21 protein-coding genes are annotated in these 26,486 nt (G+C 58.5%); 14 read left to right on the top strand and 7 right to left on the bottom strand.

Annotation, left to right across the window (positions count from 1 at the left end; genetic code table 11):
• Positions 1 to 7: 7 nt before the first annotated feature.
• Together G411_RS19020 and G411_RS0102285 are read right to left on the bottom strand one after the other, a co-directional pair.
• A complete protein-coding gene (locus G411_RS19020) occupies positions 8 to 517 on the bottom strand; it encodes an RDD family protein (RefSeq protein ID WP_022957553.1) in 510 nt (169 codons plus the stop codon).
• Between the two features lie 53 nt (positions 518 to 570).
• Entirely contained in the window at positions 571 to 960 is a 390-nt protein-coding gene (locus tag G411_RS0102285) for a hypothetical protein (RefSeq protein WP_022957552.1), read from the bottom strand.
• Between the two features lie 281 nt (positions 961 to 1,241).
• On the opposite strand from G411_RS0102285, the gene G411_RS0102280 reads away from it, so the two are divergent.
• Together G411_RS0102280 and G411_RS0102275 are read left to right on the top strand one after the other, a co-directional pair.
• Positions 1,242 to 1,919 carry a winged helix-turn-helix domain-containing protein gene (locus tag G411_RS0102280; protein ID WP_022957551.1) on the top strand — a complete coding sequence of 226 codons (678 nt, stop codon included), beginning with the start codon at positions 1,242 to 1,244 and terminating at the stop codon, positions 1,917 to 1,919.
• Complete coding sequence (locus G411_RS0102275; RefSeq protein WP_022957550.1) at positions 1,906 to 3,303, top strand: sensor histidine kinase; 1,398 nt, start codon at positions 1,906 to 1,908, stop codon at positions 3,301 to 3,303. Before G411_RS0102280 ends, G411_RS0102275 begins: the two co-directional genes overlap by 14 nt.
• Here G411_RS0102275 and G411_RS0102270 read toward each other — a convergent pair whose 3' ends face one another.
• Complete coding sequence (locus G411_RS0102270; RefSeq protein ID WP_157581096.1) at positions 3,304 to 3,870, bottom strand: hypothetical protein; 567 nt, start codon at positions 3,868 to 3,870, stop codon at positions 3,304 to 3,306.
• Positions 3,871 to 4,012: 142 nt separating this feature from the next.
• On the opposite strand from G411_RS0102270, the gene G411_RS0102265 reads away from it, so the two are divergent.
• The 3 genes from G411_RS0102265 to G411_RS0102255 all read left to right on the top strand — a co-directional run bounded on the left by G411_RS0102265 (position 4,013) and on the right by G411_RS0102255 (position 8,647).
• Complete coding sequence (locus G411_RS0102265; RefSeq protein WP_022957548.1) at positions 4,013 to 5,065, top strand: AraC family transcriptional regulator; 1,053 nt, start codon at positions 4,013 to 4,015, stop codon at positions 5,063 to 5,065.
• A 144-nt stretch (positions 5,066 to 5,209) separates the two neighbouring features.
• Positions 5,210 to 6,409 (top strand): acetyl-CoA C-acetyltransferase, encoded by a 1,200-nt coding sequence (locus tag G411_RS0102260; protein ID WP_022957547.1) that lies wholly within the window; start codon positions 5,210 to 5,212, stop codon positions 6,407 to 6,409.
• A gap of 63 nt (positions 6,410 to 6,472) precedes the next feature.
• Positions 6,473 to 8,647, top strand: coding sequence for a 3-hydroxyacyl-CoA dehydrogenase NAD-binding domain-containing protein (locus G411_RS0102255; RefSeq protein ID WP_022957546.1), 2,175 nt, complete (start codon positions 6,473 to 6,475; stop codon positions 8,645 to 8,647).
• Between the two features lie 97 nt (positions 8,648 to 8,744).
• Here G411_RS0102255 and G411_RS0102250 read toward each other — a convergent pair whose 3' ends face one another.
• Positions 8,745 to 9,686, bottom strand: coding sequence for an FAD-binding oxidoreductase (locus G411_RS0102250; RefSeq protein WP_169530601.1), 942 nt, complete (start codon positions 9,684 to 9,686; stop codon positions 8,745 to 8,747).
• Between the two features lie 97 nt (positions 9,687 to 9,783).
• On the opposite strand from G411_RS0102250, the gene G411_RS0102245 reads away from it, so the two are divergent.
• Together G411_RS0102245 and G411_RS0102240 are read left to right on the top strand one after the other, a co-directional pair.
• The gene (locus tag G411_RS0102245; protein WP_022957544.1) at positions 9,784 to 10,464 is read left to right on the top strand and encodes a class I SAM-dependent methyltransferase; all 681 of its coding nucleotides are present in this window, start codon (positions 9,784 to 9,786) and stop codon (positions 10,462 to 10,464) included.
• 17 nt (positions 10,465 to 10,481) lie between these two features.
• Entirely contained in the window at positions 10,482 to 10,907 is a 426-nt protein-coding gene (locus G411_RS0102240) for an NINE protein (protein WP_022957543.1), read from the top strand.
• Between the two features lie 15 nt (positions 10,908 to 10,922).
• Here the strand turns inward: G411_RS0102240 and bcsG are convergent, their stop codons facing one another.
• The 3 genes from bcsG to G411_RS0102225 are packed head-to-tail and all read right to left on the bottom strand — an operon-like array spanning position 10,923 to position 14,298.
• Complete coding sequence (gene bcsG, locus G411_RS0102235) at positions 10,923 to 12,539, bottom strand: cellulose biosynthesis protein BcsG (protein ID WP_022957542.1); 1,617 nt, start codon at positions 12,537 to 12,539, stop codon at positions 10,923 to 10,925.
• Positions 12,536 to 12,724, bottom strand: coding sequence for a hypothetical protein (locus G411_RS0102230; RefSeq protein WP_022957541.1), 189 nt, complete (start codon positions 12,722 to 12,724; stop codon positions 12,536 to 12,538). The genes bcsG and G411_RS0102230 overlap by 4 nt, the downstream gene beginning before the upstream one ends.
• Positions 12,721 to 14,298 carry a BcsE family c-di-GMP-binding protein gene (locus G411_RS0102225; protein ID WP_022957540.1) on the bottom strand — a complete coding sequence of 526 codons (1,578 nt, stop codon included), beginning with the start codon at positions 14,296 to 14,298 and terminating at the stop codon, positions 12,721 to 12,723. The genes G411_RS0102230 and G411_RS0102225 overlap by 4 nt, the downstream gene beginning before the upstream one ends.
• 215 nt (positions 14,299 to 14,513) lie before the next feature.
• On the opposite strand from G411_RS0102225, the gene G411_RS0102220 reads away from it, so the two are divergent.
• The 7 genes from G411_RS0102220 to G411_RS0102190 are packed head-to-tail and all read left to right on the top strand — an operon-like array spanning position 14,514 to position 26,396.
• Positions 14,514 to 14,744, top strand: coding sequence for a hypothetical protein (locus G411_RS0102220; RefSeq protein WP_022957539.1), 231 nt, complete (start codon positions 14,514 to 14,516; stop codon positions 14,742 to 14,744).
• Between the two features lie 50 nt (positions 14,745 to 14,794).
• Complete coding sequence (bcsQ, locus tag G411_RS0102215; protein WP_084495207.1) at positions 14,795 to 15,544, top strand: cellulose biosynthesis protein BcsQ; 750 nt, start codon at positions 14,795 to 14,797, stop codon at positions 15,542 to 15,544.
• On the top strand, positions 15,541 to 18,111 hold the full coding sequence (gene bcsA / locus G411_RS0102210) for a UDP-forming cellulose synthase catalytic subunit (protein ID WP_022957537.1): 2,571 nt from the start codon (positions 15,541 to 15,543) through the stop codon (positions 18,109 to 18,111). The genes bcsQ and bcsA overlap by 4 nt, the downstream gene beginning before the upstream one ends.
• The gene (gene bcsB / locus G411_RS22315) at positions 18,108 to 20,357 is read left to right on the top strand and encodes a cellulose biosynthesis cyclic di-GMP-binding regulatory protein BcsB (RefSeq protein WP_022957536.1); all 2,250 of its coding nucleotides are present in this window, start codon (positions 18,108 to 18,110) and stop codon (positions 20,355 to 20,357) included. The genes bcsA and bcsB overlap by 4 nt, the downstream gene beginning before the upstream one ends.
• Positions 20,354 to 21,457: a cellulose synthase complex periplasmic endoglucanase BcsZ gene (gene bcsZ, locus G411_RS0102200; RefSeq protein WP_022957535.1), complete on the top strand. Its 1,104-nt coding sequence runs from the start codon at positions 20,354 to 20,356 to the stop codon at positions 21,455 to 21,457. The genes bcsB and bcsZ overlap by 4 nt, the downstream gene beginning before the upstream one ends.
• A complete protein-coding gene (locus G411_RS0102195; protein ID WP_022957534.1) occupies positions 21,454 to 25,170 on the top strand; it encodes a cellulose synthase subunit BcsC-related outer membrane protein in 3,717 nt (1,238 codons plus the stop codon). Before bcsZ ends, G411_RS0102195 begins: the two co-directional genes overlap by 4 nt.
• Positions 25,170 to 26,396, top strand: a complete 1,227-nt coding sequence (locus tag G411_RS0102190) for a glycosyltransferase (protein ID WP_022957533.1) — start codon at positions 25,170 to 25,172, stop codon at positions 26,394 to 26,396. Before G411_RS0102195 ends, G411_RS0102190 begins: the two co-directional genes overlap by 1 nt.
• Positions 26,397 to 26,486 lie beyond the last annotated feature (90 nt).

Here is a 26,486-nt window from a genome sequence, read left to right as displayed (position 1 = left end):
GCCGGGCCTACTTTTTCTGTTTGGGAAGCTGCAATACGCGGGTGTTGGAGGCGATGTCCTGCCAGCTACGCCCCTCGCGGTCCAGCCATATCCACCAGTAGCCCAAGCCGCCCATAAAAAACGCTGCGGCGGCCACGGGCAGGCGACGAAGCACCTGTGTCCAGCCAACACGCTGTCCGTCATTGGACTCCAGTTTCAATCGCCAGGCCTGCATGCCCAGTGTTTGTCCGGTTTTGCGCCAGAACCAACCGTAAAATGCCACCGTGATTGCCAGCAGGTAGATCGTATACGGCCAGCCTTGCAGGGGCGTATTGAGTTCGTGAACCACTGAATTGGTGCCGGGTGACGCGCCCAGCGCATCGCGACTGACAATCAGGGTGGGGATCAGTGAGGCAACAAACAGCACGGCAAACAGCAAAAAGCCATCGTAGATAGCCGCGGCAATGCGGCGCCAGGCGCCTGCTGTCGGGTAGTTTTCGGTGGCGTCGGGAGAGGGTTTTTTCGTGCTGTTTTTCATGCTTCGGGCGATCCGTCGGAAAACGGCGCCTATTGTAGCAGAGGTCGCCGCCTTTAGAAGTTCAGCTCGAAGCCCAATGCGAGTGAGCTGCTGCGGAGGTGTACGCGGTAGTCGATATCTACTGACTGCCGTTGCTGTGCCAGTTGCACACGGCCCTCTTCGTCTGGCAGATAGCTGAGCGACATGCGGCGGTGAATCATTCGGTAGAGCGCTTTTGCGCCGAGTTTCAGCAACTCTTTCTGGGCCGCGGAGCCCGTTTTTGCCTGGTGCTGATCCATCCAGATGCGGTTAAAGCGGGCTTCGTTGGCATTGTAAGCAACGAAGTTGCCGGAGACTTCATCCAATTCAACACAGTAGCGCAGAGTGGGGCGATAGCCGGGCTCATGGTCTGAGGGCAAGGTAAGCCAATGGCCGCCCTGCTGGGCATGGACGGCCGACGACATCGCTACGCTGAACAAGGCGAACAGCGCGCAGCGCGATATTGTTCTGCTTGTTGTATCTCTGTGCCGAGCTGTCATACCGTTGCCTCGCCTGAAATTATTCTTTTGCTGAGGATGCTTAACAGGCTAGCGATGAGCTGGATGATTGATAATCAGTAGATATACGATCGGGGATATGCCATATAGAGCATGGTGTTGGTCAGTCACTCGTCTACAATGCTTGGCGTTAAGTGACGGCCATTGGGTTTTCGCGATAATAAAATAGGGGAAGGAAGCAGTCTGCAATGCGCATATTACTGATTGAAGATGATCTGAGCGTCGCGGAGTACATCGTCAAGGGACTCAAGGAGAGCGGCTATCAGGTTGAACATGTTGCCGATGGCAAATCCGGGCTGGTAAAGGCAACGACCGAAGAGTTCGATGCTCTTATCGTCGATCGCATGCTGCCCAATGTGGATGGCCTGACCATTATCAAAACACTGCGGGCATCGAACGATAGCACCCCGGCATTGATACTGAGTGCGTTGGGCGAGGTGGATGACCGCGTGAAGGGGCTGAAGGCCGGCGGGGATGACTACCTGGTGAAGCCCTTTGCCTTTGCCGAGTTGCTGGCCCGTATAGAAGTCATACTGCGGCGTCACGAGTCCAGCTCGGCGGTGACGCGGTTGAAAGTTGGCGATCTGGAGATGGACCTGCTGGCGCACAAGGTGACCCGCGGCGGTCAGGTTTTTAACCTGCAGCCCCGCGAGTACAAGCTGCTCGAATACCTGATGCGCCATGCCGGACAGGTCGTGACGCGCACCATGCTGCTTGAAAACGTGTGGGACTATCACTTTGATCCGCAGACCAATGTGATCGATGTGCATATCAGTCGCCTGCGTCAGAAAATCGACAAGGGCTTTGATCGTCAGCTTCTGAATACCGTTCGCGGTGCCGGGTATATGTTGGATGATTCTGAGTAGAATTTTCACCAGTTTCACGTTCCGCTTCCTGGTCAGCTACGTCGCCTGGCTCAGCGTGGCGGTGTTTATGGTACTGGCGCTGATTTACGCCGTTATTGCCTACGATTTTTTCAGTGAAGTACACCGTTCGGTAAAGGCCGAGCTGCAGGATTTGAGCGAGGCCTATGAAGACGGTGGTGTTGCCGCAGTGGATGCCTTCGTGGAAGAACACAGCGGACCGTCGCGGTTGATACGTTTTTTCTACTTTGTCGGCGATGACAGCTACAACAAGATCGCGGGCAATCTTCACGAGTGGCCGAGTACCAAGGAATATCGCAACGGCTGGCTGGGTTTTGACTTCGAATCCTTGGCCGGCAGTATTGTCGATCCGGTGGGCAACGAATTTATCGCCCGTTCCATGCAACTGCCCAGCGGCGAACATATTCTGGTTGCCCGGCACTATGCCGATGTCCTCAATAGCACCAAGCTGGTGGCCGGTGCGCTGACCCGCTCGATGGTGGCGACGATTGTTCTGGGCACTATCGGCGGTGCGATTACTGCCGCCTTGAGTATGCGTCGAATAGAGGGGATCAACACCTCACTGCGGCGCATCATGTCGGGTGATTTTTCCGAGCGGATTGAAGTCAGTCACAGCAGCGGCGACTTCCGGCGACTGTCGGAAAACGTTAACCAGATGTTGGACAGGATCGAGGTGTTGATGACCGGGGTGAGGCAGGTCTCGGATAACATCGCCCACGACTTGCGTACCCCGCTGACGCGATTGCGAAACAAGCTCAGTGATCTTCATGACAACTGTGATGATTCGGCCACCCGTGAACAGGTGGAAGCGCTGATCGACGAGGCTGACGGCCTGTTGGGCACTTTCAGTGCTTTGTTGCGCATTGCTCAGGTGGAGTCCGGCAACCGACGCTCAGGATTCGCCGAGGTCGATCTCTGTACCGTGGTTTCGGACGTGATCGAATTGTATGAGCCGCTTGCCAGTGACAAGGAACAGCACTTCAAAACGGCGCTGGCTCGTGTGGGTAAGGTCATCGGCGATCGGAACCTGCTGTTTCAGGCGGTGGCGAACCTGGTGGATAACGCGATCAAATACACCCCGGAAGGGGGAGAGGTCATGGTTGGCGTCTCCATCGAGCCGGACGCTTACCGTATCTACGTGGCCGACACGGGAATGGGGGTTCCAGAAGCGGATCGCGAAAAAGTATTCCAGCGCTTTTTTAGGGTGGAAAGCAGCCGCGGTTGTCACCCCGGCAATGGCTTGGGATTGAGTCTGGTACAGGCGGTTGTTCGCCTTCACGATGGCAGTATTTCTCTCGAAGATAATCACCCCGGCTTGCGCGTGGTGATTCGTTTGCCTCGGGATGCTGCGCAGGCCAAGGCCTGATCAGGATGCGGGACGCTCAGCCAGGCTGAGGTGACCGCAGAGCTCGTCCAGGTCCAGCTTAGGCGCGGCGCGAGACGGGCTCAATGGCGTGCCGTCGTCTTGCGGGGCGATCTGCAGGTGGCTGGTGTCTGGGCTGTGAGCCGCCGGCTTGGACGGCGACTGGAGGGGGGCGCCCAATGCATCCAGTCGCAGGCCGCTGATATCGACGTTCACGGGATCAATTCTCCGTCGTTCCTGCTCTCTCAATACCGGGCTGCCGACGGGGCTCAGGCTGAGCGCCTGTTCGCCCGCCTCGGCGTGTTGCTCAATCGCCTGTTTTTGCGGGCTTGTGGTGGAGGACGGTCGGGATTCAGTGAGAATGCCGAGCTTGTCGAAGCCGCGCTGTAAGCGCTGCAGCTGCTCGACATCGAGGTTTTTGCGGATGCGACTGGTTCTCCCCTGCAGCAGTTTTGCCATCTGCTCGGGGGGACGTTTAAACAGGGCGGCCAGTTGTTTAACCGCGCGCTCGCGGTCGGCGCCCACCGCCAACTGCCCGGTCAAAAATAAATCGTAGTGTTCATCTGCCATGTTTTTTGCCACATGCATCCCCGCGCCTGCCGAGTTCTTTTCTACTCGCTGAGGCTTCTTTACGCAACTTAGCAGACTGAGCGCAGGAGTGTTAAGATTCCGGCTCGAATGTGTGATGTGATCGGAGACCACGGCGACATATATGGACCTCGAAGCTGTTCCAAGCCGCTTTGCCCGCTCGCTGATGAACCTGGCAATCGAACGTGGTTACGATCAGGATAAACTCCTTCGTGCCGCGCAAATCCCCTTTAACCCCGCCGACAGCCGCAGTCAGGGCTATCAGGCTCATGTGACGGCGATGCAGTACACCCGTCTGTATCAGCAGGTGATGAGCCTGATACAGGATGAGGCATTTGGTCTGATGCTGGGACACGAGGTCACCCCCGGCGCCTTCCGAATGATGTGTTACTGCCTGCTGGGTTGCGAAAACCTGGGCAAGGCGATCAGTCGCGCCTGTGAATTTTTCCGCACTTTCTATGACGCCGACACCCATATTCATCTGGATACGCGTGTCGATAGCGCCATTGTGGGATATGGCAGCATTAAAAAAGGCTTCGCGGGCGATCATGTGGATGCCTCTGATCTCTACGGTCTGTCGATCTGGCACCGCTTTTTCTGCTGGCTGGTGGGCAGTAATATCGAATTGAAAGAGGTGCGATTCGCCGGTCAGGCTCCGAAAGAACGTCGCCGAGTGGCCCGTTACCAGCAGATGTTTGAATGCCCCGTCTACTACGGTCAACTGCGTGACGAGTTTGTCTTTGACACGCGCTACCTCAATTTTCCGCTTGTCCAGAATGAGCGCACGCTGAAAGACTTCCTCAAAAATGCGCCTTATCCGCTGATGGTGCTCAACAACGGACGCGATGACAGCAGCCTTGTGGCGCGGGTGCGGGCCATGATCGGTCAGGATTTCAGTCAGGGTTTCCCGAGTTTCGAGCGCATTACCGAGGCGCTGAATATGTCGGCGCCCACTCTGCGTCGACGGCTGAAAAAGGAGGGGACGACCTTCCAGCAACTCAAGGACGAATGCCGCCGCGACGCCGCAATGGCGTACCTCAGCAGCTCCGAGCTGTCGATCAATGCAGTCGCCGCTCTGATGGGCTTTACCGACCCTTCCGCGTTTCACCGCTGCTTCAAAAAGTGGACGGGGATGACGCCCGGTGAATTCCGCCTGCGTGAGCGCGAGACCGATTAATCGCGCCTCTTGCTAAGTCGTTGACACACAAAACGAAATAACAGATATGTCAGTGGGTTGACCGGATATGTTATTGCCGGAACAACTGCTCAGGCGCCATGCTTTGCCAATTTGAAGCAACCCCATTAATTGGCAGGACACAGCATGGCAGACGCGTTTATTTACGATGCGATTCGCACCCCCCGTGGAAAGGGTAAACAGGGTGGTTCGCTCTATGAAGTTAAACCCATCGATCTGGTGACCAATCTTCTCGAGGCGATGAAAGAGCGCCTGGACCTGGACACTACCCAGGTAGAAGATCTGATTCTGGCTTGCGGCGAGCCGGTCAAAGAGCAGGGTCAGAACATCGCCAAAGCTGCACTGGTCTACTCAAGCTGGGATGACATCACTACCGGCGCACAGCTTCATCGTTTCTGTGCCGGTGGTCTGGACGCCGTAAATATGGCCGCCGCCAAAGTGGCCGCGGGTTTTGAAGACATGGTCGCCGCAGGGGGTGTGGAGTCCATGTCCCGTCTGGGAATTGGCGCCAGTGGTGGCGCGACCGGCGACCCTTGGGTGGCGATGAAGTCCTACTTCATTTCTCAGGGTTTGGGCGCTGATATTATTGCTACGCAAGATGGTATCACTCGCGAAGAAGTGGACGCCTACGCGCTGCGCTCTCAGCAACGCGCCGCACATGCCCGCGACAACGGCTATTTCAAATCACTGGTGCCGGTTTGCGACATGAATGGTGTGGCCATTCTGGATCACGATGAATTTATCCGTGCGGATACCAGCGCCGAGGGGCTGGCAAAACTGAAACCCGCCTTCCAGATGTTTAACGATTTCGGCCACGGCGGCGTTGCCAAGTTGAGATACCCGGATCTGGAAAATATCAACTGCGTGCACACTCCCGGTAACTCCTCCGGCATCGTCGATGGTGCCGGGCTGGTGCTGATCGGCAATGAGTCCGCTGGCAAGGCTCAGGGCCTCAAACCCCGCGCCCGTATTGTGAGCTGTGCGCTGGTCGGCAGCGAGCCGACGATCATGCTCGATGGTCCGGTACCCGCCACCCAGAAAGCCCTGAAAAAGGCCGGCATGACGCTGGACGATATTGATCTGTTCGAACTCAACGAAGCCTTTGCCTCGGTAGTGCTGCGCTATCAGCGCCGTCTATCAATTCCCGATGACAAGCTGAACGTCAACGGCGGCGCCATCGCCATGGGGCATCCCATCGGTGCCACAGGCGCGATGATTCTCGGCACGGTTTTGGATGAGCTGGAGCGTCGCGATCTGCAGCGCGGGCTGGTCACCCTGTGTGCCGGCGGCGGCATCGGTATCGCCACCATCATCGAGCGCGTGTAAGCAAGCACTGAACTGAACAAGGGCTGGCGGCGCGGCTGTCAGCCACAAAGAGAGTACAGAACAATGGGATATATTCGTTTAGAAAAAGACGCTGATGGCATCGTCGAGCTGATTTTTGACCAGCCCGGCAAAACCGTAAATACCATGGGTCAGGAATACGATGAGGCCATGCGCGCGGCGGTGGCCGAGCTGCAGGCGATGGTGGCCGAGGGCGGCGTTACCGGTATCTACCTTCGCAGTGGCAAGCCAAACCAGTTTTTTGCTGGTGGCGATATTAAAGAAATGCTGGAAATGGATCTGAACCCTCCGGCAGAAGAAAAAGCCCGCATGTACGAAGGCGTGATGGCGACCAAAGCGCCGCTGCGTATTCTGGAGACACTGGGCGTGCCGGTTGCGGTCGGAATGAACGGCCCGGCGCTGGGCGGCGGTTTTGAAATTGCTCTGGCCTGCCACTACCGCGTGGCGGTGAAAGGCATTCAAATGGGCCTGCCGGAGGCCATGATCGGCCTGATGCCCGGCGCGGGCGGTGTAGTGCGCATGACCTATCTGTTGGGAATGCAGGAAGCCATCGGCTTGATCAGCCAAGGGCGCCGTCTGAAAGCGGATCAGGCCTTGAAGAAAGGGCTGCTGAACGCGCTGGCAGAGGACGAGGCTGATATGCATGCCCAGGCCAAGGCCTGGATTAAGGAAAATACCAACAAAGAAGGCGGTGTGAAGCAGCCTTGGGACAGCGAGGGTTATCAAATGCCCGGCGGTGGTCCAGAGGATGCCGCCAACCAGGGCTTGACCTTCTTTGGCCCGGCCAATGTCATGGTCCAGACCAAGAACCTGATGCCTGCGCAGAACGCGATTTTTGCCTGTGTGGTCGATGCGGCGCGTGTCGACTTCGACACCGCACAAAAAATCGAAGGCCGCTATTTCCTCAGCCTGCTGCTGGATCAGGTCGCGCGCAATATGATGACCACCTTCTTCGTGCAGATGGAAGCGCTCAACCGCGGCGCCAGCCGCCCCCAGGGCCCGGAGAAATTCCAGTGCCGCAAGTTGGGTATTCTTGGCGCAGGTCAGATGGGCGCAGGCATTGCCACCACGGCTGCTCAGAAGGGTATCGAAGTGGTGTTGAAAGACATCAGCCAGGAAAACGCCGATCGCGGGAAAGCCTATGCCGAAGCCTTTTACGATAAGGGCATCAGCAAGGGAAAAATGAGTGAGGAGCAGAAGGCGGAATACCTCGGTCGTATCAAAGCCACTGCCGATTACGCCGATCTGGCGGGCTGTGAACTGGTGATTGAAGCGGTTTTCGAGGATCGCAAGATCAAAGCGGCGGTGACTCAGGAGGCAGAAGCGGTGCTGGATGACTCAGCCGTGTTTGCATCGAATACGTCGGCACTGCCGATTACCGAACTGGCTGTGGCAAGCAGTCGCGCGGATAACTTTATTGGCATGCACTTCTTCTCGCCTGCCGAGAAAATGCCGCTGGTGGAAATTATCCGCGGTGAAAAAACCAGCGATGAATCGCTGGCTAAAGCCTTTGATCTGGCCCAGCAGCTGGGTAAAACCCCGATTGTGGTTAATGATGCGCCCGGCTTCTTCACTACTCGTGTGATTGCGCAAACGGTGACTCAGGGTGCGGCGATGCTGGAAGAAGGCATTAACCCCGTACTGATCGAGTCGGCAGCCCGCGATAACGGTTCTCCGGTTGGTCCCTTGGCGGCCATTGATGAGATCAGTCAGGAAACGGCTTATAAAAACGGTCAACAGGCCAAAGCCGATGCGGAAGCGCAGGGCAAACCGGTCGCGGCCAATGCGGCGTCTCGGGTACTGGATCGCATGGTTAATGAATTCGGGCGTCGCGGTAAGATCCACGGTGGTGGTTACTACGAGTACCCGCAGGGTGGTCAGAAGCACATTTGGCCCGGCCTGAAAGAAGCCTTTGCGCCGAATGGCTATACCGAAATTCCGTATCAGGATATCAAGGACCGTCTGGTATTCAGCCAGTGTCTGGAAGCGGTTCGCGCCATGGAAGAGGGCGTTATTGAAATCGTCGGCGATGGCAATATTGGCTCGATCATGGGCATTGGCTTCCCGGCACAGACCGGCGGTGCATTCCAGGCGATCAATGCCTACGGCCTGAAAGCCTTTGTTGAGCGTGCCCGTGAACTGGAAGCGCGCTACGGTGAGGTCTTTGCGGTACCGGCATTGCTGGCACAGCGTGCCGAGCAGGGACAGACCTTCGTCTGAGCGACAGCGTTTTAGCGATCAAGGGTCGGCATTGCCGGCCCTTTTTTTATGGTTATTTTTTCTCGCTCATATCAGAGGGCTGGGCCCGCTCAAGTGCTTAAGCCTTTGTCTGACTGAAGTCCAGAAACATTTCCTTGTGGATATCGCTGCGCGACGCGCCGTGCATAAAGCAACGTCGTTCAAACTGCTGAACAAAACGCGCACTGCCGCTGAGATAGACATGGTCGCCGCGCAGTGGTGCCAGTGCTCGCAGGGTGGATTCAAGGCTATCGTTGTCGTCCCACAGCGCCGTTTCAACATGAATGCCTTTATTGATGAGCCTGGATAGTTCCGGTGACTCATACAGGCCGGTGTTGCCGCGAGCGCAGCGCAGCAGCACGATATTGTCGTACTGATCGTCCTCGGTCGCTGCGCCGGCGATGGCCAGCAGCGGTGCGAGGCCCGTGCCGCTGCCGATCAGCAACAGGCGTCGCGGTGTGCTGTCCTCGCGCAGCCGGAAGTCGCCGAATGGCCCCTGAAGCTGCAGCGTATCACCTGCGCTCAATCGGCAAAGGGCGTCACTGAGTCTGCCCTCAGGGTGGCGCTGGATATGAAAAACCAATGGGCCTTGGCTGGCGGGCAGTGCTGCCGAGTAGCAGCGCGTGTCGATGCCATTCAATGACAGGCTGAAATATTGTCCCGGTTGCCAGCGCAGGCTGCTGTCAAACTCAAGCCGCCAGACGGTGTCGCTGAGTTGCTCTGAGCGAGCAAGTGTTGCTGTGTGCCAGGGCTTTTGAGCGGGCAGGCTGACCTCCAGCGAGTGGTCTGCCGGTAACTGACAGGCGAGAAACTCGCCGTTGTGACATTGCGCTTCACTCAGTCCTTGTTGGGCTTCGACAAGCCTGTCTGTTGGGACCCGGTGACTTTGCAGGCAACAGCTCTGGCATACCCCGGCCAGGCAGCCATGCGGAATGGCTTGCTGGTGGCGAAGCAGGCAGCCGAGCACGGTTTCGCCCGGCTCGCAGCTATAGGTCTGGCCTTTGAAGGTGAGGATAGGCATGGACTCGTTCATCGCAGGGTTGAGCTTGTTATGGTACTGAGCAAGCGGCCAAACCGCTACGTCGGTATACTGGGGCATGACTGTGGAGGAGAGCGCCGTGTCGGAATTTTCTGAGCAGGCCATTATTGAGGCGTGGCAAGAGAACGCTGAACCCTGGTGTGCGGCCTTGGCGAGCGGGGCGATCAAAAGCCGCGAAGCGATCACCAATCAGGCCATTATTGATGCGATTTGCCGACTGCGGCCCCGCCGCGTGTTGGATATTGGTTGTGGTGAGGGCTGGTTATTGCAAGCACTGGCAGAGCAGGGCATTTCTGCTGAGGGCGTGGACGTGGTGCCGGAGCTGATCGACGCAGCCCGGCGTCGAGGCGCGCAATGTGAGTGTGTGAGCTACGAGGCATTGGCTCGTCGCCCCGCATCGCCAGATTACGATGTTATCGTCTGTAACTTCTCGTTATTAGGCGAGTCGCTGCAATCGCTGCTGGCGGCGCTGGTGGGACGGCTCGCCCCCGGCGGGCGCGTTCTGGTGCAAACCTTACATCCGGTATTCAGTCGTCCCGAGCGCTATCAGTCTGCCTGGCAGGCGGGAAGTTGGCAGGGACTGGAACCCGCACTGCAAAAGCAGTTCAAATCAGCGGCACCGTGGTTCTTTCGCCCACTGTCTGCCTGGAGCGAGCTATTCTGTGAATCCGGTCTGTTGATTGAACGTTGTGTTGAGCCGTCCAGTCAGCCGGGCGATCCAGCGGTATCCATCATTTTTCAATTGCTACCAACCCCCTGAGAAAGAGGAGCCTGATCATGTCCAGCGCCCATAACAGCCCCGCCCGTGTTGATGACACGCACAGTCTGGCGGTTGCCTACGTGCTGTGGTTGTTCGGCTTTATGGGGGCGCACCGCTTTTATCTGGGGCGCCCCATCAGTGGGACCCTGTATTTCTTTACCCTTGGGCTGTTCCTCATCGGTTGGATTGTCGACCTGTTCCTGATGCCGATGATGGAGCGCGATGCGGACTTTCGCTATCGCTCAGGAGCGACCAGTTACACGGTCGCCTGGGTGCTGCTGACGTTTTTAGGGGTATTCGGCCTGCACCGTTTTTATATGGGCAAGTGGGTTACGGGGGTAATTTATCTGTTTACGGGCGGCTTTTTCCTGCTCGGCGTGATCTACGATTACTGGACATTGAACCGCCAAATCAGCGAAAGAAATGCGATGTTATTCAGTTAGCGAGCGAGTACCGATTCAGTACTCGCTCCAGGTTTTCTCATCCAGCGATAAATAGGTTTGGCCTTTCACCTGTATGACGGTGCTGCCTTCATTCTGGGATACCCGCTCGGTTTCCGGCATGCCGGACAGCCAATCGCCGGGGGCGAAACTGGCTTGTGAGAATAACTGCTCATCAAAAACTCGGGCGAGGATGCTGGCTAAGGCCAGGAAACTGACAGGCTTATCGGTATACACCGTGTCGCCCTCGCGCCGGGTATCCGGTCCGATTAACTTCACCGCAGTGGGAACGCGAGTCAGAGCAGGACTGGGGATTTCCCGCATACCTGAAATTTGCATGGCGTCACCGCGCAGGGCGGCGCCGTGCTCAGGAATCATCACGACAACAACGTTGCGGCCGCTCTTTTCCAACTGATCGATAAAGGCGCCGATATCCTCAAACAGAATATTCAGGCGCCGACGGTAGCTGGCTTCATCGCGCAGTGAGCTGTCGCTCAGCAGCCGGTTGCCATCGTGCAAACTGATGGTGTTGTACAGCGCCATGGTCCGCTCGCTGCCACTAAGCTGTCGCTGTTGCCACCACTGGGTCAGCACATCCCGATCCCGGTATATCGGGTCGCCATTGAAGGCTTTCTGGCTTTGAGGCGCACCGGTGTGAGGGAGAAGTTCAGACTGAATATGGCCGTATCGGCGGGTGCGCTCGAGAAAGCTGTCGAACCGCCCGTCGTGGTTCATCAGCAGCGCATGCTCGTAGCCGCGTTCCGACAACTGGGAAAACAGCTGACATTCGGCAGGGCTTTCCTGATAGAGGTCACTATGGGGAAGCTGGCCACAGCTGGCGTGGCTGAGTCTCAAAACGGCCGGGCCGCTGTAAGAGGTGGCAGAGTTAAATTGTTCGAACACCATATCGAAGCGCTGCAGCAGCGGATGGCGTTGTTGATTCACCGCTTCCAGATCGTCCCAACCCAGTGAACAAACACTGAGAAAAATGATATCGAAGGCCGCTTGCTCGGGATCCACTGCAGGAAGGGCAACGCGACGTTGCTGTTCCTTGCTGAAGAAATTTTCCAGGTAGGCGTTGAGTGAGGCATCGCCACTCAGCGAGGTCGATTCGGGGATGGCGGACCTCGGCATCTGCGAGGTTGCTGCAACGGGGCGCGGAATATCGACCTCGGTGGGCGTGATATTGGCGATCGTAATCCCGAGCAGGGTGAGCAGTACGAAGGAGCTTATCCGCAGGAAGCGACTCACAAAGAGGTAGATCGCCAGCCCTACCGCTAATGGCAGCAGAGTGTCCTGGGGAATCAGCCGCAGGGTCAGTTCGAACAGATAGCCTGCATCGAATGTCAGCAGTTGATCCAGTTGTGCGAACAGGCGAGAGATGGGGGGCAAATTGCTCTCAAGTTGCAGGAGATAAACAGCGGCAACAATGCCAATGCTGTGCTTGGCGATCCTGAGTAGTGGCGCAGACATCGGCAGGACAAGAAATAACGCCAGTGCCAGATTCTCCAGCGGCAGGAAATCCAGTCTGCCGGTAAAGTGGAAGCCGAGTTTGGCAAGAAAATAGAGATTCCAGGCAGCAAGTTCCGGCAACTTAACGTTACTGATGTCGGTGGCTTGGGTGCGTTCCATCATTTTGACTGGGACTCCTGCGCCGGTAACGCGCCACGACGGGGTTTGTAGGGCTTCAGAGATCGTGGCTTGAGGCGGCTTAGCAGCCAGTGTTGTCCGCGGCTTAACAGCTCTCGAAAAAAGTAGCCGGCCAAGGCGCCTGCCAGCAAGCCGCCGCCAAGCGTAATCAGGAAGTCTTCCAGATTCATGCCGAGTGCTCCGGTCCGCGGTTCAGCGTGATTCGCTGCGCAAAATGGATGTTGCTTCGCGGCATACTTTGTTGTGGGCTGGCGGCGGCCATTCTGTGGTTCAGCGTTTCCATGTAGTGGCTGTCGATCTCCGGCTTTGTGGTCTCCAAGCGAATAAGCAATTCATCCACCGTGGCGGCATCGTAATGGAGTTGCCGTCGGGCAAAGATGTCGTTGACCGGTAAGTCCATGCTGTTACGCAATGCGATATCCACGTCATCGGGGTTGCAGGCGTAGAAAAACAGCAGAATACGGCCGTTGGCAACGGTGAGGAGGTCGCCGCCCCGTCTCAGGCGACACAGGCCCAGAGCTTGCTGAAGTCCTAGATCGGGGAGCGGTTCCAATTCGACAATCAGGTGTTGCAGCTCGCTGAAGTGGCTGCTGTCAAAGGCGCGCCGTGCAATACGTGAGAAGGTGCTGGGCTCGGCATAGCCCTGGTGCTGAGCATCCGGCCGGCTCTCCATAAGCTGGGCCATGCTGGGAGGGAGTGGCCGACGAAAAACCTGTCCCTGTACGGCGCTGATCATGCTGCGCAGATTGTGCCCCCGCAAGGTGTGGGGAATCAGCAGATTGCAGCCCGCGCGCAGCAGGTAACCTTCGTCAGCGGAGCGAAGACAGCGCCGGGTCTCTCTGATGACGATTTTCAGCTGCTCCCCCCGGGCGCAACGCAGTTGGTAGACGATTGCAGCAAGGGCATCGATCTCCCCGGCACTGCGCAGACCGAATACCACCGTTGCTGCGACCGCCTCGTTGAGATGCGCGGCCAGTTCGCTGTTGCTGCCATATTCCGCAAGTGTTTCCACCCGGCTGTGCAGTTCTTCGCCCAGGCCCTTGAGCGTATAAATGACGTCCACATCGGCGGGCATGGCCTCGAGGTGCTGCCGGGGAGGGTGCAGTCGACTGAGTTGTCTGGCTTGAAAGTGCTTGTCCAGCTCAAGAAACAATTCCTGACGGGTGAACAGTGCGTCGGGGAGTTGCCAGTGTTCCACCAGCAGTGAGTATTGGTAGTCGCCCACAGGGGTTTGACTGGCAAGTCCGGACAGCACGCGGCTGTGCAAACGCAACATGGGACGCAGGGTATGACAGGAGCCATGTATCAGCAGCAGCAGGCGCAATTGTCGCTGATCACAAAAGCGGCGCCATGCCGCGAGTATGTCCCCCAGCCGGGCAGGACCACTGTGCCCAAGACTGGTTTCATTGATCACCAGGCACAGTCCTGATGCTTTTGGCAGTTTCAGGCGCCGGCAGTCGCGCAACAGGCTACGTAGCTGCAGGGCCGGTTCAAAGGCGGAGCGATCGCCAAAAAAACTGCCAAGTCGTCGGCTGTTGCACAGGGTGTCGAGTCGCTCGGACTCCCCCTCGGAGAGGTCGCCAAACACCTCGGCCTGCTTTTCCTGAAAGACCAGACAGTGATGGCTGTCTTTAACCAGATTCAGCGTGCCGATAAAATCTTTACGCTCGTTTGCCAGCACGCAATAGAGGCCAGGCTGCAACAGGGTGCGTTGTAAGATTTCCTGCGGCGGGGCTGTCGGCATCAGCGCATTGGCTCCGTGACGATATGGCTGGAGAGAAACGGTTTCGCGTAAACTGGCGTCAACTATAGCCCATGCGTTATATCAATGACTAGCATCACACTTTTATGGCATTGTAGTAGCAATACCCGCTAAGCCCCTTTTTTCCTAGTGAATATTCCTCACTTCAATGTGCAGTATGTCGGGGAAAAGGGTGCGGTTTCAGGAGAATTGGACGCATGACTTCGCAAACGCCGTCACCACCCAATCAGCAGGACGCTATTGCCGAAAGCGCGAACGCAAAGCCGGCGATCAGTCGCGATATTCAGCGCGTGGTTCGCGCGCTGGATGCCGGTGATGACTTCGCCTATTTTGAGAGTCGCCGCATTTCCGAACGGGATGACGTTCTGGCCCGCTGGCCGCTGCTGGCGGACATCGATGGCGCTGCCAATTCCTCGGAAGCAGGTTAAGTGACTGTGCAGGACTTCCACATGTTATCTGATCGCTTGGGGGCAGTGCCTTGTATACCCTGCTGATTACCGGAGTCTGTGGCGGAGCGGGGGTAACGTCCGTGACCGCGAATCTGGCCGCGGCGATGCAGCTGCAGGGTATGCGCTGCCTGGTACTGGATCTCAATCCGGCAAATGTACTCCGCTACAGCTTTGCGATTCGTCATGATGAAAAGGCTGGCTGGGCGCGCGCCAGCGTTGACGGTAAGCCCTGGCAAGAGGCGGCCTATGCCGCGCACCACGGCGTGACAGTTCTGCCCTTTGGCGAGTTGTCGGCGGCGGAAGTGCGTGAATACCACTTAGATGCCAGCGCTATTGTTGAACGACTCGAGGTGATGCTCGCGGCGCTGCGCGATATGGCCTACGACTGCGTATTGATTGATGGTCCGGCTGCGTTTCAGTTTGCAGAGGTGGCCCAAGTCAGCAACCGCCTGTGGGTGACAACGCCATCTGCTGGCGCCTACGCCATGTTGAAGCGCTATGGAGAGTCGTGGTTGGGCGACAGCCTGGACAGCAAAAGCCATCTACTGATCAATCGCCTGTCTCCTCATATTCCTCTGGAGCAGGATATTGCCGGTCTGCTTAAACAGGATTTTGCGACCGCGTTGACGCCCAACGGCATACACGAAGACCTCGCTGTAGCCGAAGCGCAGGCGCTGTTCGCCACCGTATTGGAAACCGCCGTAGACAGTCAGGCGACGAAGGATTTTCAGGCATTGGCGCGATTTTATCTGACGGTGGCGCGAGGGCGCCCAGCGTGAGTTTGAGAGGCTTGTTGCGAGAGCGGTACGAGGCCTACTGCGCGGGACGTCGACCCAGCGCGGCGGGCAAGCTCCTGCTGTGGAGCTGGTTATGGCTGTCGGCGCTGTTTTTGCAAAATCGCATCGGCGGACTGCCGAGCTGGCAGTTGCCGCGTTACCTTTTTCCGCAAGTGGATTTGTTACAGCCGCGCTGGAGTGACCCTCTCCGTGCATTGGTTCAGGTGGGGTGGTTGCTGTTTGTTCGTCGGCAGGCTGCGCCCGGTTACATCGATCTATGGGGAGCTATTTCCCGGCTGAGGCGCTGGCTGCGTTTAAACATGAGGCGGCTGTCCTTGCGTGCGATTGCGGCCTATCGCGCGCAATTCAGTGAGGAGTTGGCGCGCAGGGGGCTGGATGTTCCGCCGTGGCAAAAGCCCGGCAGTGGCCGGTCCAAGGGACTAAAGGCGCTGCTGATCGTTTGTCTTGCGCTGCTCTGTATTACCGTGCCTCTGGAACTGGCCGGACAATTTGCACTGGGCGCGTCGCTGTTTGTCGTTTTGTTGATCTGTAATCGTCTGCCGGGACGCTTTCCCCGCATGCTGATGATTGTGCTGTCGCTGCTGGCGTCCTGTCGCTACATCTGGTGGCGTTGCACCAATACGCTTAATTTCGATGACCCCCTGGGTTTGGCGCTGGGTATTCTACTGCTGTTGGCTGAACTGTATGCCTGGGTGGTACTGGTGCTGGGGTATTTTCAGAATATCTGGCCACTTAACCGTCCGCTGGCCGCCTTGCCTGAGGACCGCCAGAAGTGGCCCACGGTTGATATTCTGGTGCCGACCTACAACGAAGAGTTGGATGTTGTTCGGGCAACCATTTACGCCTGTCTGGGGTTGGATTGGCCGGCGGACAAATTGAATATTTACATTCTGGACGATGGTCGCCGCGAGAGCTTTCGGGCGTTCGCCAGTGACGTCGGGGTGAAATATATAACCCGTACTGACAACCGTCATGCCAAGGCGGGGAATATCAATCACGCCCTCAAGCAGATAGACGGCGAGTTTGTGGCTATTTTTGATTGCGACCACATTCCCACTCGAGCGTTTCTGCAGGTGGCGATGGGCGGCTTTCTGCAGGATTCAAAGCTGGCGCTGGTGCAGACGCCGCACCACTTTTTTTCGCCCGATCCCTTCGAGCGTAACCTGAGTAATTTCCGCAAGGTCCCCAATGAGGGCGGACTGTTTTACGGTCTGATTCAGAACGGGAACGACCTCTGGAATGGCACCTTTTTCTGTGGTTCCTGCGCGATTATCCGTCGCGCACCCTTGGATGAAATCGGCGGTATCGCCGTCGAGACGGTGACCGAAGATGCCCACACCTCGTTGCGCTTGCATCGGCGTGGCTACCGTTCCTCGTATGTGCGCGCACCGGTCGCAGCGGGGCTGGCTACCGAAACCTTGTCGGCCCATATCGGCCAGCGCATTCGCTGGGCGCGCGGTATGAGCCAGATTCTGCGTATCGACAATCCGCTGAAGGGCAAGGGCCTGCAGTGGCCGCAGCGGCTGTGCTATTTCAATGCCATGCTGCACTTCCTGTCGGGAATTCCGCGCCTGATTTTTCTGGTGGCGCCGCTGGCATTTCTATTGCTGCATACTTACATCATCTATGCACCCGCGGCCATGCTGTTCCTGTATGTGCTGCCACACATGGTGTATGCCTCGGTGGTGAACGCGCGCATTCAAGGGCGATACCGGCACTCGTTCTGGGGTGAGGTCTACGAAACGGTATTGTCCTGGTATATCGCCCGGCCGACAGCAGTGGCGCTGTTTGCGCCGAATAAGGGCAGTTTTAATGTCACGGCCAAAGGCGGGCTGATTTATGAAAAGTATTTTGATTGGGTGATGTCCCGGCCCTACATACTGCTGGTTGTCGCCAATGTGATCGGATTGGCGGTGGGCATCGGCTGGCTGCTCCGTGGTGCCGGTGAGGAAACCGGCGCGGTGCTGCTCAATCTATCTTGGACTTTTTACAATTTGCTGATTCTCGGCGGCGCTGTTGCGGTTGCCGCTGAGGCCAAGCAGCAGCGTCGAGATCATCGCGTGGAGCTGTCCCTGCCAATCAGTCTGCGTCTGGAAGATGGCCATGTGCTGCAGGCGCGGTTGCGGGATTTCTCTCTCAGCGGATTGCGGGTGCAACTTTCTCCCCGTGCCTGCGAGGGCATTGGTCACCACGCCACCGTGGTTCTGGATCGCGCTGGGCGCGAATACAGTTTTCCCGTTTCGGTGGTTTACAAAGGGCGAGAGACCTTGGGGCTGCAACTGCGAGACCGTTCGCCCGCCAGCATGATCAATTACGTGCAGTGCACCTTTGCTCGCGCCGATAACTGGGTGCGCTGGAAGCGCAGCATGCGTTCTGACCGACCGTTAGAGAGCATGCGTGCCGTGATGGACGTGAGCCTGATGGGTTATCGCCGTCTGCTGCGTGCAGCCCCTCAGCCGATTCCCCGCATGTTAGATGCATTACTCTCAATGATTCACTGGGTGGTCAGTCTGCGCCCCCAGCCTGTGTCGATAAGGACAGATGGATGACGACGAAACGCCAAAGCGCTTATTTGCGGCCATTACAAACGCTGGCAGCCCTGCTGGTGCTGAGCGGTTTTTCCCCGGCTCAGGCACAGGGCGTGGATGTTGAGCAGCCTCCTCTGGAGGAAAGTCGCTACAGCCTTCAGGACCTGGGCTATGGACGCAGTGCTAAATTGCGAGGCAGCGAAAGCAGCGTCTCGCTGAATTTCGGGTCGCGCCTTGACGAGCTGGTCGAGGCCGCTGAGTTGCATCTGAACTATTCTGCGTCACCGGCGTTGATGGCCAAACTGTCACACCTGAAGGTTTACCTGAATGGCGAATTGATGGGGGTGACGGCTATCGACGACGAGTCGCGCCTGCAACGCAACACGGTGATTCCCCTGCAACCGCGTTATCTATCTGACTTCAACCAACTGCGCGTAGAGCTGATCGGTCATCTGGACAAGGACTGCTGGAGCCCGGACGACGTCAGTATCTGGAGTGAGCTGGGGGCGTCCACAGAGTTGCGACTGTTCAGCCGGGCACTGCCGCTGGCGAATGATTTGGCACTGCTGCCCGCGCCGTTTTTCGATGGCAACGACTATCGTCCGTTGGAACTGCCCGTTGTCATGAGCGGCGAAAACAGTCTGGAACGTCTGCGGGCGGCGGGTATTGGTGCCTCGTGGTTTGGTGCCCAGGCAGCCTGGCGAGGCGCGAGTTTTCCGGTAACGGATACACTGCCGGAGCAGCATGCGCTGGTGCTGATGACCAATAGTCAGCGGCCTGAAGCGCTGCAGGATTATCCGCCGGTAGAGGGGCCGACGCTGGAAGTGATGGCGCTGCCGGACCGTCCTGAAGTGAAATACCTGTTAGTACAGGGGCGCGACGATGCCGATCTTGTTGAGGCCATGAAGGGGTTGGCTATTGGCAGCGCGCTGCTGTCGGGCTCAGTGGCAGAAATCCGCAACGTCAAACAACTCAAACCCCGCAAACCCTATGATGCGCCCAACTGGCTGCCGACGGATCGGCCGGTGCGTTTCGGCGAGTTGGTCAACGATCCCTCTCAACTGCAGGTGTCGGGACGTACTCCGGCGCCGGTTAGCTTATCGTTCCAGCTACCGCCGGACCTCTTCACTTGGCGCAGCCGCGGTATCCCGGTGGATTTGCAATATCACTATTCCCCGCCAATCGAAGACGACAATGGCTCGCAGTTGAGCATGCTGGTCAACGGCCAGTTTGTGGAGGCTTATCACTTGACGCGCAGTGGCGTGTCGGGCGAGTTGAACAGTTTGCGTGTGCCGTTGCTGGACGACAGCCTGCTGGGTAACAGCCAGTTGCTGCGTATTCCCGCATTTAAAGTGGGCAGCCGCAACCAGCTGTTGTTTGAGTTCGACTTTGCCGGTATTGCCAATGGCGAGTGCAAGAGCATCCCGCCGGCGCGTCGCTATGCGGTGGTCGATGCGGACTCGACGCTGGATTTCACCGGCTTTCCTCATTACATAGAAATGCCCAATCTGCGCGCCTTCAGCAATGCCGCCTATCCGTTTACCCGCATGGCAGACCTGTCGGAGACGGCGGTGCTGTTGCCGCAGCCGCAGAATGCACAAGTCGTGGAAACGTATCTGCAAATGATGGGTTTTGCGGGTTCCAGCGCGGGCTACCCCGCACTGGGCGTGTCGCTGCTCAGTGATTGGGACAAGAGCCAGTTGCAGGACAAAGACGTGCTGTTGATCGCCGCCAACCCCAGTCTGGATGACATTGCCGACGATGAGTTGCCACTACTGATCAAAGAGGCCAATCGCAGCCTGTTGCAGCCGCGCTCCAACCGCCGTATCGAGTTTGCGCCAGAGGGGGGCTCGGGACCCGATCTGGCGAAGAGCGTGTCTCAGGTTCAGGTGCGGGCAAATGGGCCGTTCTCTGCCATGGTGGGAATGCGCTCGCCGTTTGATCGCGACCGCAGCGTGGTATCCCTTTTGGCCTCGGCGCCCGGCGACTTTGCCGATCTGCGTGACAGTCTGGCCGACAGCGGCAAGGTGCCCTTTATGTATGGCACCGTAGTCACCGTGCGCGGCGAACAGGTAGCCAGCTTTAATGTGGGCGACAAGTATTTTGTGGGCAAGCTGCGGGTATGGGACCTGATCTGGTTCCACTTCTCCCGCCATCCCGTCATCCTCGGGCTGATCAGCGCGGTCATCTGCCTGATGCTGGCCGTTGTGCTGTGGCGAATTCTCAGTGGCGTTGCGCGCCGTCGCCTGTACCGGGAGGGGCCGTGAGGCGACTGCTCGTCTTTGGTGTCTTTTTGCTCGGAGCGGTGTCAGCGCAAGCCGACGATTGCCGCTGGCCGCAGTGGGAGACCTTTGCCGCGCAGTACATCGACAAGGGGCGTGTCGTAGATGGCAGTGATCCCCGGCAGATCACCACCTCGGAAGGTCAGGCCTATGGTTTGTTCTTTGCGCTGATAGCCGGTGATCGCGCCCGGTTTGATCAGTTACTGAACTGGACGGAGACCCATTTGGCGGCCGGGGATCTCAGCCGTCATTTGCCCGCCTGGCTGTGGGGGCAAGATGCCGACGGCGGCTGGCGGGTGCTCGATCAAAATGCGGCATCGGATGCCGATCTGTGGATGGTGTATGCCTTGAATGAGGCGGGACGACTTTGGCGTGAACACCGCTACCGCAGCAAAGCCTACTGGCTGGCAAAACGCATAGTGGCCGACGAGAGCCGTGTGGTAGCCGAGCATGACCGTCTCCTGTTGCCCGGGCCGGAAGGCTTTGTTCTGGCGGATGGCGACTACCGGCTCAATCCCAGCTATGTGCCCCCGCAATTGCTTCAGTCTTTTGCGCACAATTACCCCCACTCAGCTTGGCCCGCCATGGCAGCGAGCAGTCAGCGGTGGTTGCTGGCCGCGTCGCCCAAGGGCTTTGCTCCGGACTGGCTGCGCTGGCGTGACGGTCAAATTCTGCCCGACCCCAAACACGGCAGCCAAGGGAGTTACGATGCGATTCGCGTTTACCTGTGGTTGGGCATGATGCATGCCGACGCTGAGGGACGCGATGCGCTGCTGGCAGGCTATACACCGATGATCGATGCTGTGCTGGCACAAAATGCGGTGCCTGAACGCTGGAATGCGGTGTCCGGTGAGTATCGGGGCCGGGGCCCCTTCGGGTTTAAAGCGGCCATGCTGCCACTGCTCAAAATGGCGGAGCAGGAACTCGCCGCGTCGCGATTTGCTGCGGACGTCGTTCAGGCACAGAGCGAGAGCAAGGGGAGACAGGCCTATTACAGTCAGGTTCTCAGTCTGTTTGGCCTCGGCTGGTGGCAGGGGCGCTACCGGTTTGACGCACAGGGTCAGCTAACGGGAGTCTGTTCATGAGGCGGCTGCTGTGGGGGAGCCTGCTGGTTGTTGTGGCCTTGCTGATCTGGCAAACGCTGCGGCCGCTGCCGTCAACAATGAAAAATGACTATGCCATCGAGCTGGGGGAGCGAGAGCTGGCGCCGAAAGCGGAGCGCCTGGACGAGGGCCTGACAGCGCGCTTTCGGGCGCAGTTGCTGGAAGCTGAATTGCTGGAGCGGGAAGATCTGCTGGCCAACCGTCTCAAGCGCTTCCGGGCGCTGGCGCCCGAATCGACATTGCTGCCCGTGTATGAAATCTGGCTCGCGCTGCGCGAAAACCGCGAGGATGTTGCGCGGGCCGCACTCGCACATTTGCAGCGTCAGGAGGGCGAATCGCCGCTGGTCGTGCAACTCGATGATTTGATTACTGCCCAAACCCGCAAGCGCGGCGCGCTCCAGCAGGCGAGGGTGATGGCGCTGGCAGGGCGCTCTCGCGAAGCGCTGCGGCATTATGCCGAGTTGTTTCCCAATGGTTTCGCACTGATCTCCACTGAGCTTGAATACCTGAGAGTTCTGGCGCAGTTGGATGGCCGGCGCCCGGAAGTCATCCGTCGCCTGGAAAGCCTGAATCGTCAGTACCCGGACAATGGCCCGCTGCAATATGCATTGGCCGACCAGCTGATGTCCGTCAATGTGTCCAGTCTGCGTGGACAAACCATGCTGCGGGCGCTGCTGGACAACCCGTCCATGGCCTTGCAGGCAGCCTACCGCTGGTCGTCAGCCATGCAGCGCCAGCCGATTACTGCCCGGCGTGTGGAGAATCAGCGCCTGCTGGCAGAGCGCTTCCCCGACACGCTGCAATTTCAGCAGGCCTTTGAACTGGCGCAGGACGACTGGCAGGCTGAACGCCAGCGCCTTCGAGACCCGTATTACCGAGCAAAACTTCAGGGTTTGGCTTTGCTGGATCAGGAGCGGAATACGGCGGCCCAACAACGCCTGAACTATGCCCTGAAAGGTCGACCTCAAGATGCGGAAATACTGGGCGGACTCGGCTTGCTGGCCCTGCGTCGTGGAGAGCACTCTCCGGCGCTCAACTATTTTCAACTGGCCGCCCGCTACAACAAGGACCCGGATCAGGTGAGCCGCTGGGAGTCGTTAATCACGACGACCCGGTATTGGCAGGCGCTGCGACGCGGCGAGGCCGAAATGGACGACGGCCGTTACGAAGCGGCGAGACAGAGTCTGCTTCAGGCGCTGGCCTTAAAGCCGGACGCCGAGGAGGCCCGGCTGGCACTGGCACAGTTGTCTCTGCGTCAGGGTGACTGGGCCAGTGCAGAGCGCTATTACGATGATGTTCTCCGTCGTGACCCAGGCAATACTGCGGCACTGTGGGGGCGGTTTTCCGTCATTGAAGCACGTGATGGTGACGCGGCGGCAGTTCGCTACTACCGTCAGTTGAGCACGGCTCAGCAACAAAATGTCGCGGAGCCTTGGCAGGATTGGCAACTCGCCCGAGCGGAGCGCGAGTTGGCTGCCGCAGAGCGCGTTGATGATCAGCTTGCTGCCATCGAGCGTTTACTGGCGCTGGCGCCGTCATCGCCCTGGTTGCGCAATGACATCGCCTCACGCCTGCGCGTACTGGGGCAGCCGGAGCGCGCCGACCGCCTGATGGCGCGGTGGGCTGACGATGATCGCAGCCCGGATATGCAATTCTCCTACGCCTTGTATCTGGCCTCCCAAAATCGCATCGATGCTGCGGTGGCGCGTCTGGAAGCCGTACCGAGTGCCAAGCGAAGTGCGGCCATGCAGCGCAATTTGGCGCGTTGGCGCGGAAGCCTTGCGCTGGCGGGTGGCGATACGCTCAGTGATGCCGAGCGCGGTCAGCAATTGCGGCAGTTGGAGCAGGACTTTGCCGATCAGCCCGATGTGCTGCTGAATCTGGCCGGCCGCTGGATCGACCTCGGTGAGCCTGAGCGCGCGCGTCGGATTGTTAAAGGCTTGGAGCCCGTCGCCACACAGCCGTTTTACCGGCAGTTGGAAATCGCTCGGCTCTGGTTGGCGCTGGACGATTTTCAGACCTTTTCAGACTGGCATCGACAGGCATTGGGGCAGCCGCTTACGCCAGAGCAGCGCCAGACGTTGAACGCCTTGAGCGGTGAGTATGAGCTGGCGCTGGGGCGTCATGAGGAGCAGCGCGGCAAGGCCGTGCTGGCCTGGTCGCATTATCGGCGTGCGGCCGCGCAACCGGGAGAACATCAGCTTGATGCGCGCATTGCCTTGCTGCGTTTGAGCGCGGAACTGGATAATCCGTCTGAATTCGACAGTCAGTCAGCGTATTTGATGGCGCATCAGCAGACGCTGACTGACGGCCAACTGCTGGCGCTGGCCGAGGCGATGGGCACAGCCGGGCAGCCGCAGGCGCAGCGGCAACTGTTGGTGACGCTGTTGCGACGGCCGGAGGTGTCGGATCAGAGCCTGCGCAGCGCCATGCAACAGGCTGAGGCCAGTGGCGACTGGACGGCAGCGGAAAACTTTGCGTATGCGGCACTGCAAAAAGCGGCGGGGTCGCCGCAACTCAATCTCCAACTCAGCAAGCGCGAGCAGCGCGCGCTGTATAGTCAGGCGGACCGAGATTACTGGTTGAGCAGCAATGTGCTCGGCAGCATCGACCGCTACCGTGCGCGTCGTCAAGGGCATCTGAAAGTCGGCTTCGACCTGAATGACCGTCGCTCGGGTACGCGAGTGCAGCAGATTCCCGTGGAGCTTCGCTGGCCTGTGCCCCGCCACGACGGTCATCTGCTGGTCAGAGTGGACCGCGTCACGATCGATTCCGGCAGAGAGGATTACCTAGACAGCGATGGTGCTGTGCCGCCGTCAATAACCCGCATTCCGTTTTCTGAAAAGGCCAGTGGCACGGCCATCGGTGTGGGTTGGCAAGCGGCAAACTGGCAGGCCGATATCGGCAGCAGTCCGCTGGGTTTCAAGGTTGCCGACTGGGTAGGCGGCGTGACGGTGAACGGTGATGTCGGCCAGTTTGGCTGGCGGGCGACATTGTCGCGTCGACCTGAGACCGGCACGGCCCTGTCTTATGCTGGCATGACCGTACCTGGAGCGGCGGCAACGGGCGCCGACCGCGACTGGGGCGGCGTGATGCTCAGTGGTGCCAAACTGGGTTTCAGTCACGATCTTGGTGGCAAATACGGCTTCTGGAGCAGTCTTCAGTATCACCTGTTGAAGGGCGATGATGTTGAAGACAATACCCGCATGGGTTTGCTGGGGGGCGTCTATCGCCGACTGCTGAATGAGCCGGATCGCACGCTGCGCGTCGGCGTGAATGTGATGCATCTGCGCTATGACAAGAACCTGAGCGAATACAGTCTGGGGCATGGCGCCTACTACAGCCCGCAACAGTATCTGTCGCTGTCACTGCCGGTGCGGTATTACGGCCGTGTGGCTGACAGTTGGTCGTATCTGTTGGGGGCGTCGCTGTCGCATTCCTGGACGCAAACCGATGCTCCGTACCGTCTGGGCGGCAGCGACGGTGATGGCGGCGGTGCCGGTTATTATCTGGAAGCGGCGATTGAAAAACGCGTGACACGGCGGTGGTTTGTCGGCGTTGCTGCGGATATTCACCGCGCCGACTTTTACGAGCCGAATCACATCGCCCTGTATCTCAAGTATCAGTTCGATGAGCGCTGGCAGTTGATTGAAACGCCGCCCGAGGCGCCGATTCCCTACAGTGATTTTGATTGATGTCCCCAGTGAAGCGCGCCTTGTTTATCGGCCATGTCTGGCCCGAACCCCGCTCATCGGCGGCGGGGTCGCGCAGCATGGATTTGATTCAGGCGCTGCAGGCCTGGGGTTGGCAGGTGACGGTGTCCAGCGCGGCACAGTTGTCGCCGCATCGGGCAGACCTGTCTGCACTGGGTATCGACGAGCTGGAAATTCGCCTGAACTGCGACAGCTTCAATGCCCAGCTCGCTAAGCTGCAACCGGAGCTGGTGATCTTTGATCGCTTTCTGAGTGAAGAGCAATTTTCCTGGCGGGTAGAAGAGGTCTGTCCAGAAGCGTTGCGCGTGCTCGATACTCAGGATTTACACAGCCTGCGTGAAGCCCGCCAGCAGGCCATCAAGCGCGGCGGCGAACCGGAGCTGCACAGCGAGCTGGCGCAGCGGGAACTGGCGGCGATCTGGCGCAGTGATCTGAGCCTGATCATTTCCGACTACGAAATGACACTGCTGCAACAGCACTACGGCGTGTCGGCGTCGCTGCTTCATTACTACCCTTTGCTCAGCGAGGGGCGTCAGCCCGCCTCGGACTTTGACGAGCGTCAGCACTGTCTGTGTATTGGCAATTACCGCCACGCGCCCAATTGGGATGCCCTGCAGTATCTGCGGCGGGAAATCTGGCCCGCGCTGCGCAAGCGCCTGCCGGAGGCGGAATGCCATGTCTACGGCGCTTACCCACCGCCCAAAGCGATGCAACTACACAATGACAAGCTGGGGTTTCTGATTAAGGGCTGGGCGCCCGATGCCAGAGCAGTGATGCGAGACGCCAAACTCTGCCTGGCGCCGCTGCGCTTTGGCGCAGGACAGAAAGGTAAGCTGCTGGAGGCGATGGAGTGCGGGACGCCCTCGGTGACCTCTGCGGTGGGTGCGGAGGGGATGGGGAACTCAGAGACCTGGGGCGGTTACCTTGCCGATACGCCGGAGGCGTTTGTTGACGCCTGCGTCGCCCTGTATCGAGACGCTACTGCTTGGCAGCAGGCCCAGCAGCGCGGTGATGCGCTGCTGACGCGCTTTGATCGACAATCCCATTTACGGCAGCTTAGAGAGCGTTTAAGTACGCTTTCGGTCGAGCGTGATGCCGGCAGAAAGGCCAATTTCATCGGCGCCATGCTGCGTCACCACAGCCTGCGCAGCCACCGCTATATGTCCCAATGGATTGCCGCTAAGAACCGTTTTCCCGCTGCTGAGTAGCAGAGTGTTGCGGTTTGCATTGCCTTTGGAATTCTGCCATTTTGTTGTGTCTGGCTGTTTTTTGATCAAATAAATAGTGCTGCCCCGCAA

Origin of the sequence: Spongiibacter tropicus DSM 19543, assembly GCF_000420325.1 — a bacterium.
GTDB classification, from domain to species: domain Bacteria; phylum Pseudomonadota; class Gammaproteobacteria; order Pseudomonadales; family Spongiibacteraceae; genus Spongiibacter; species Spongiibacter tropicus.
Note: the sequence above shows the minus strand (reverse complement) of the source record. Positions and strands in the feature narration are given on the sequence as shown.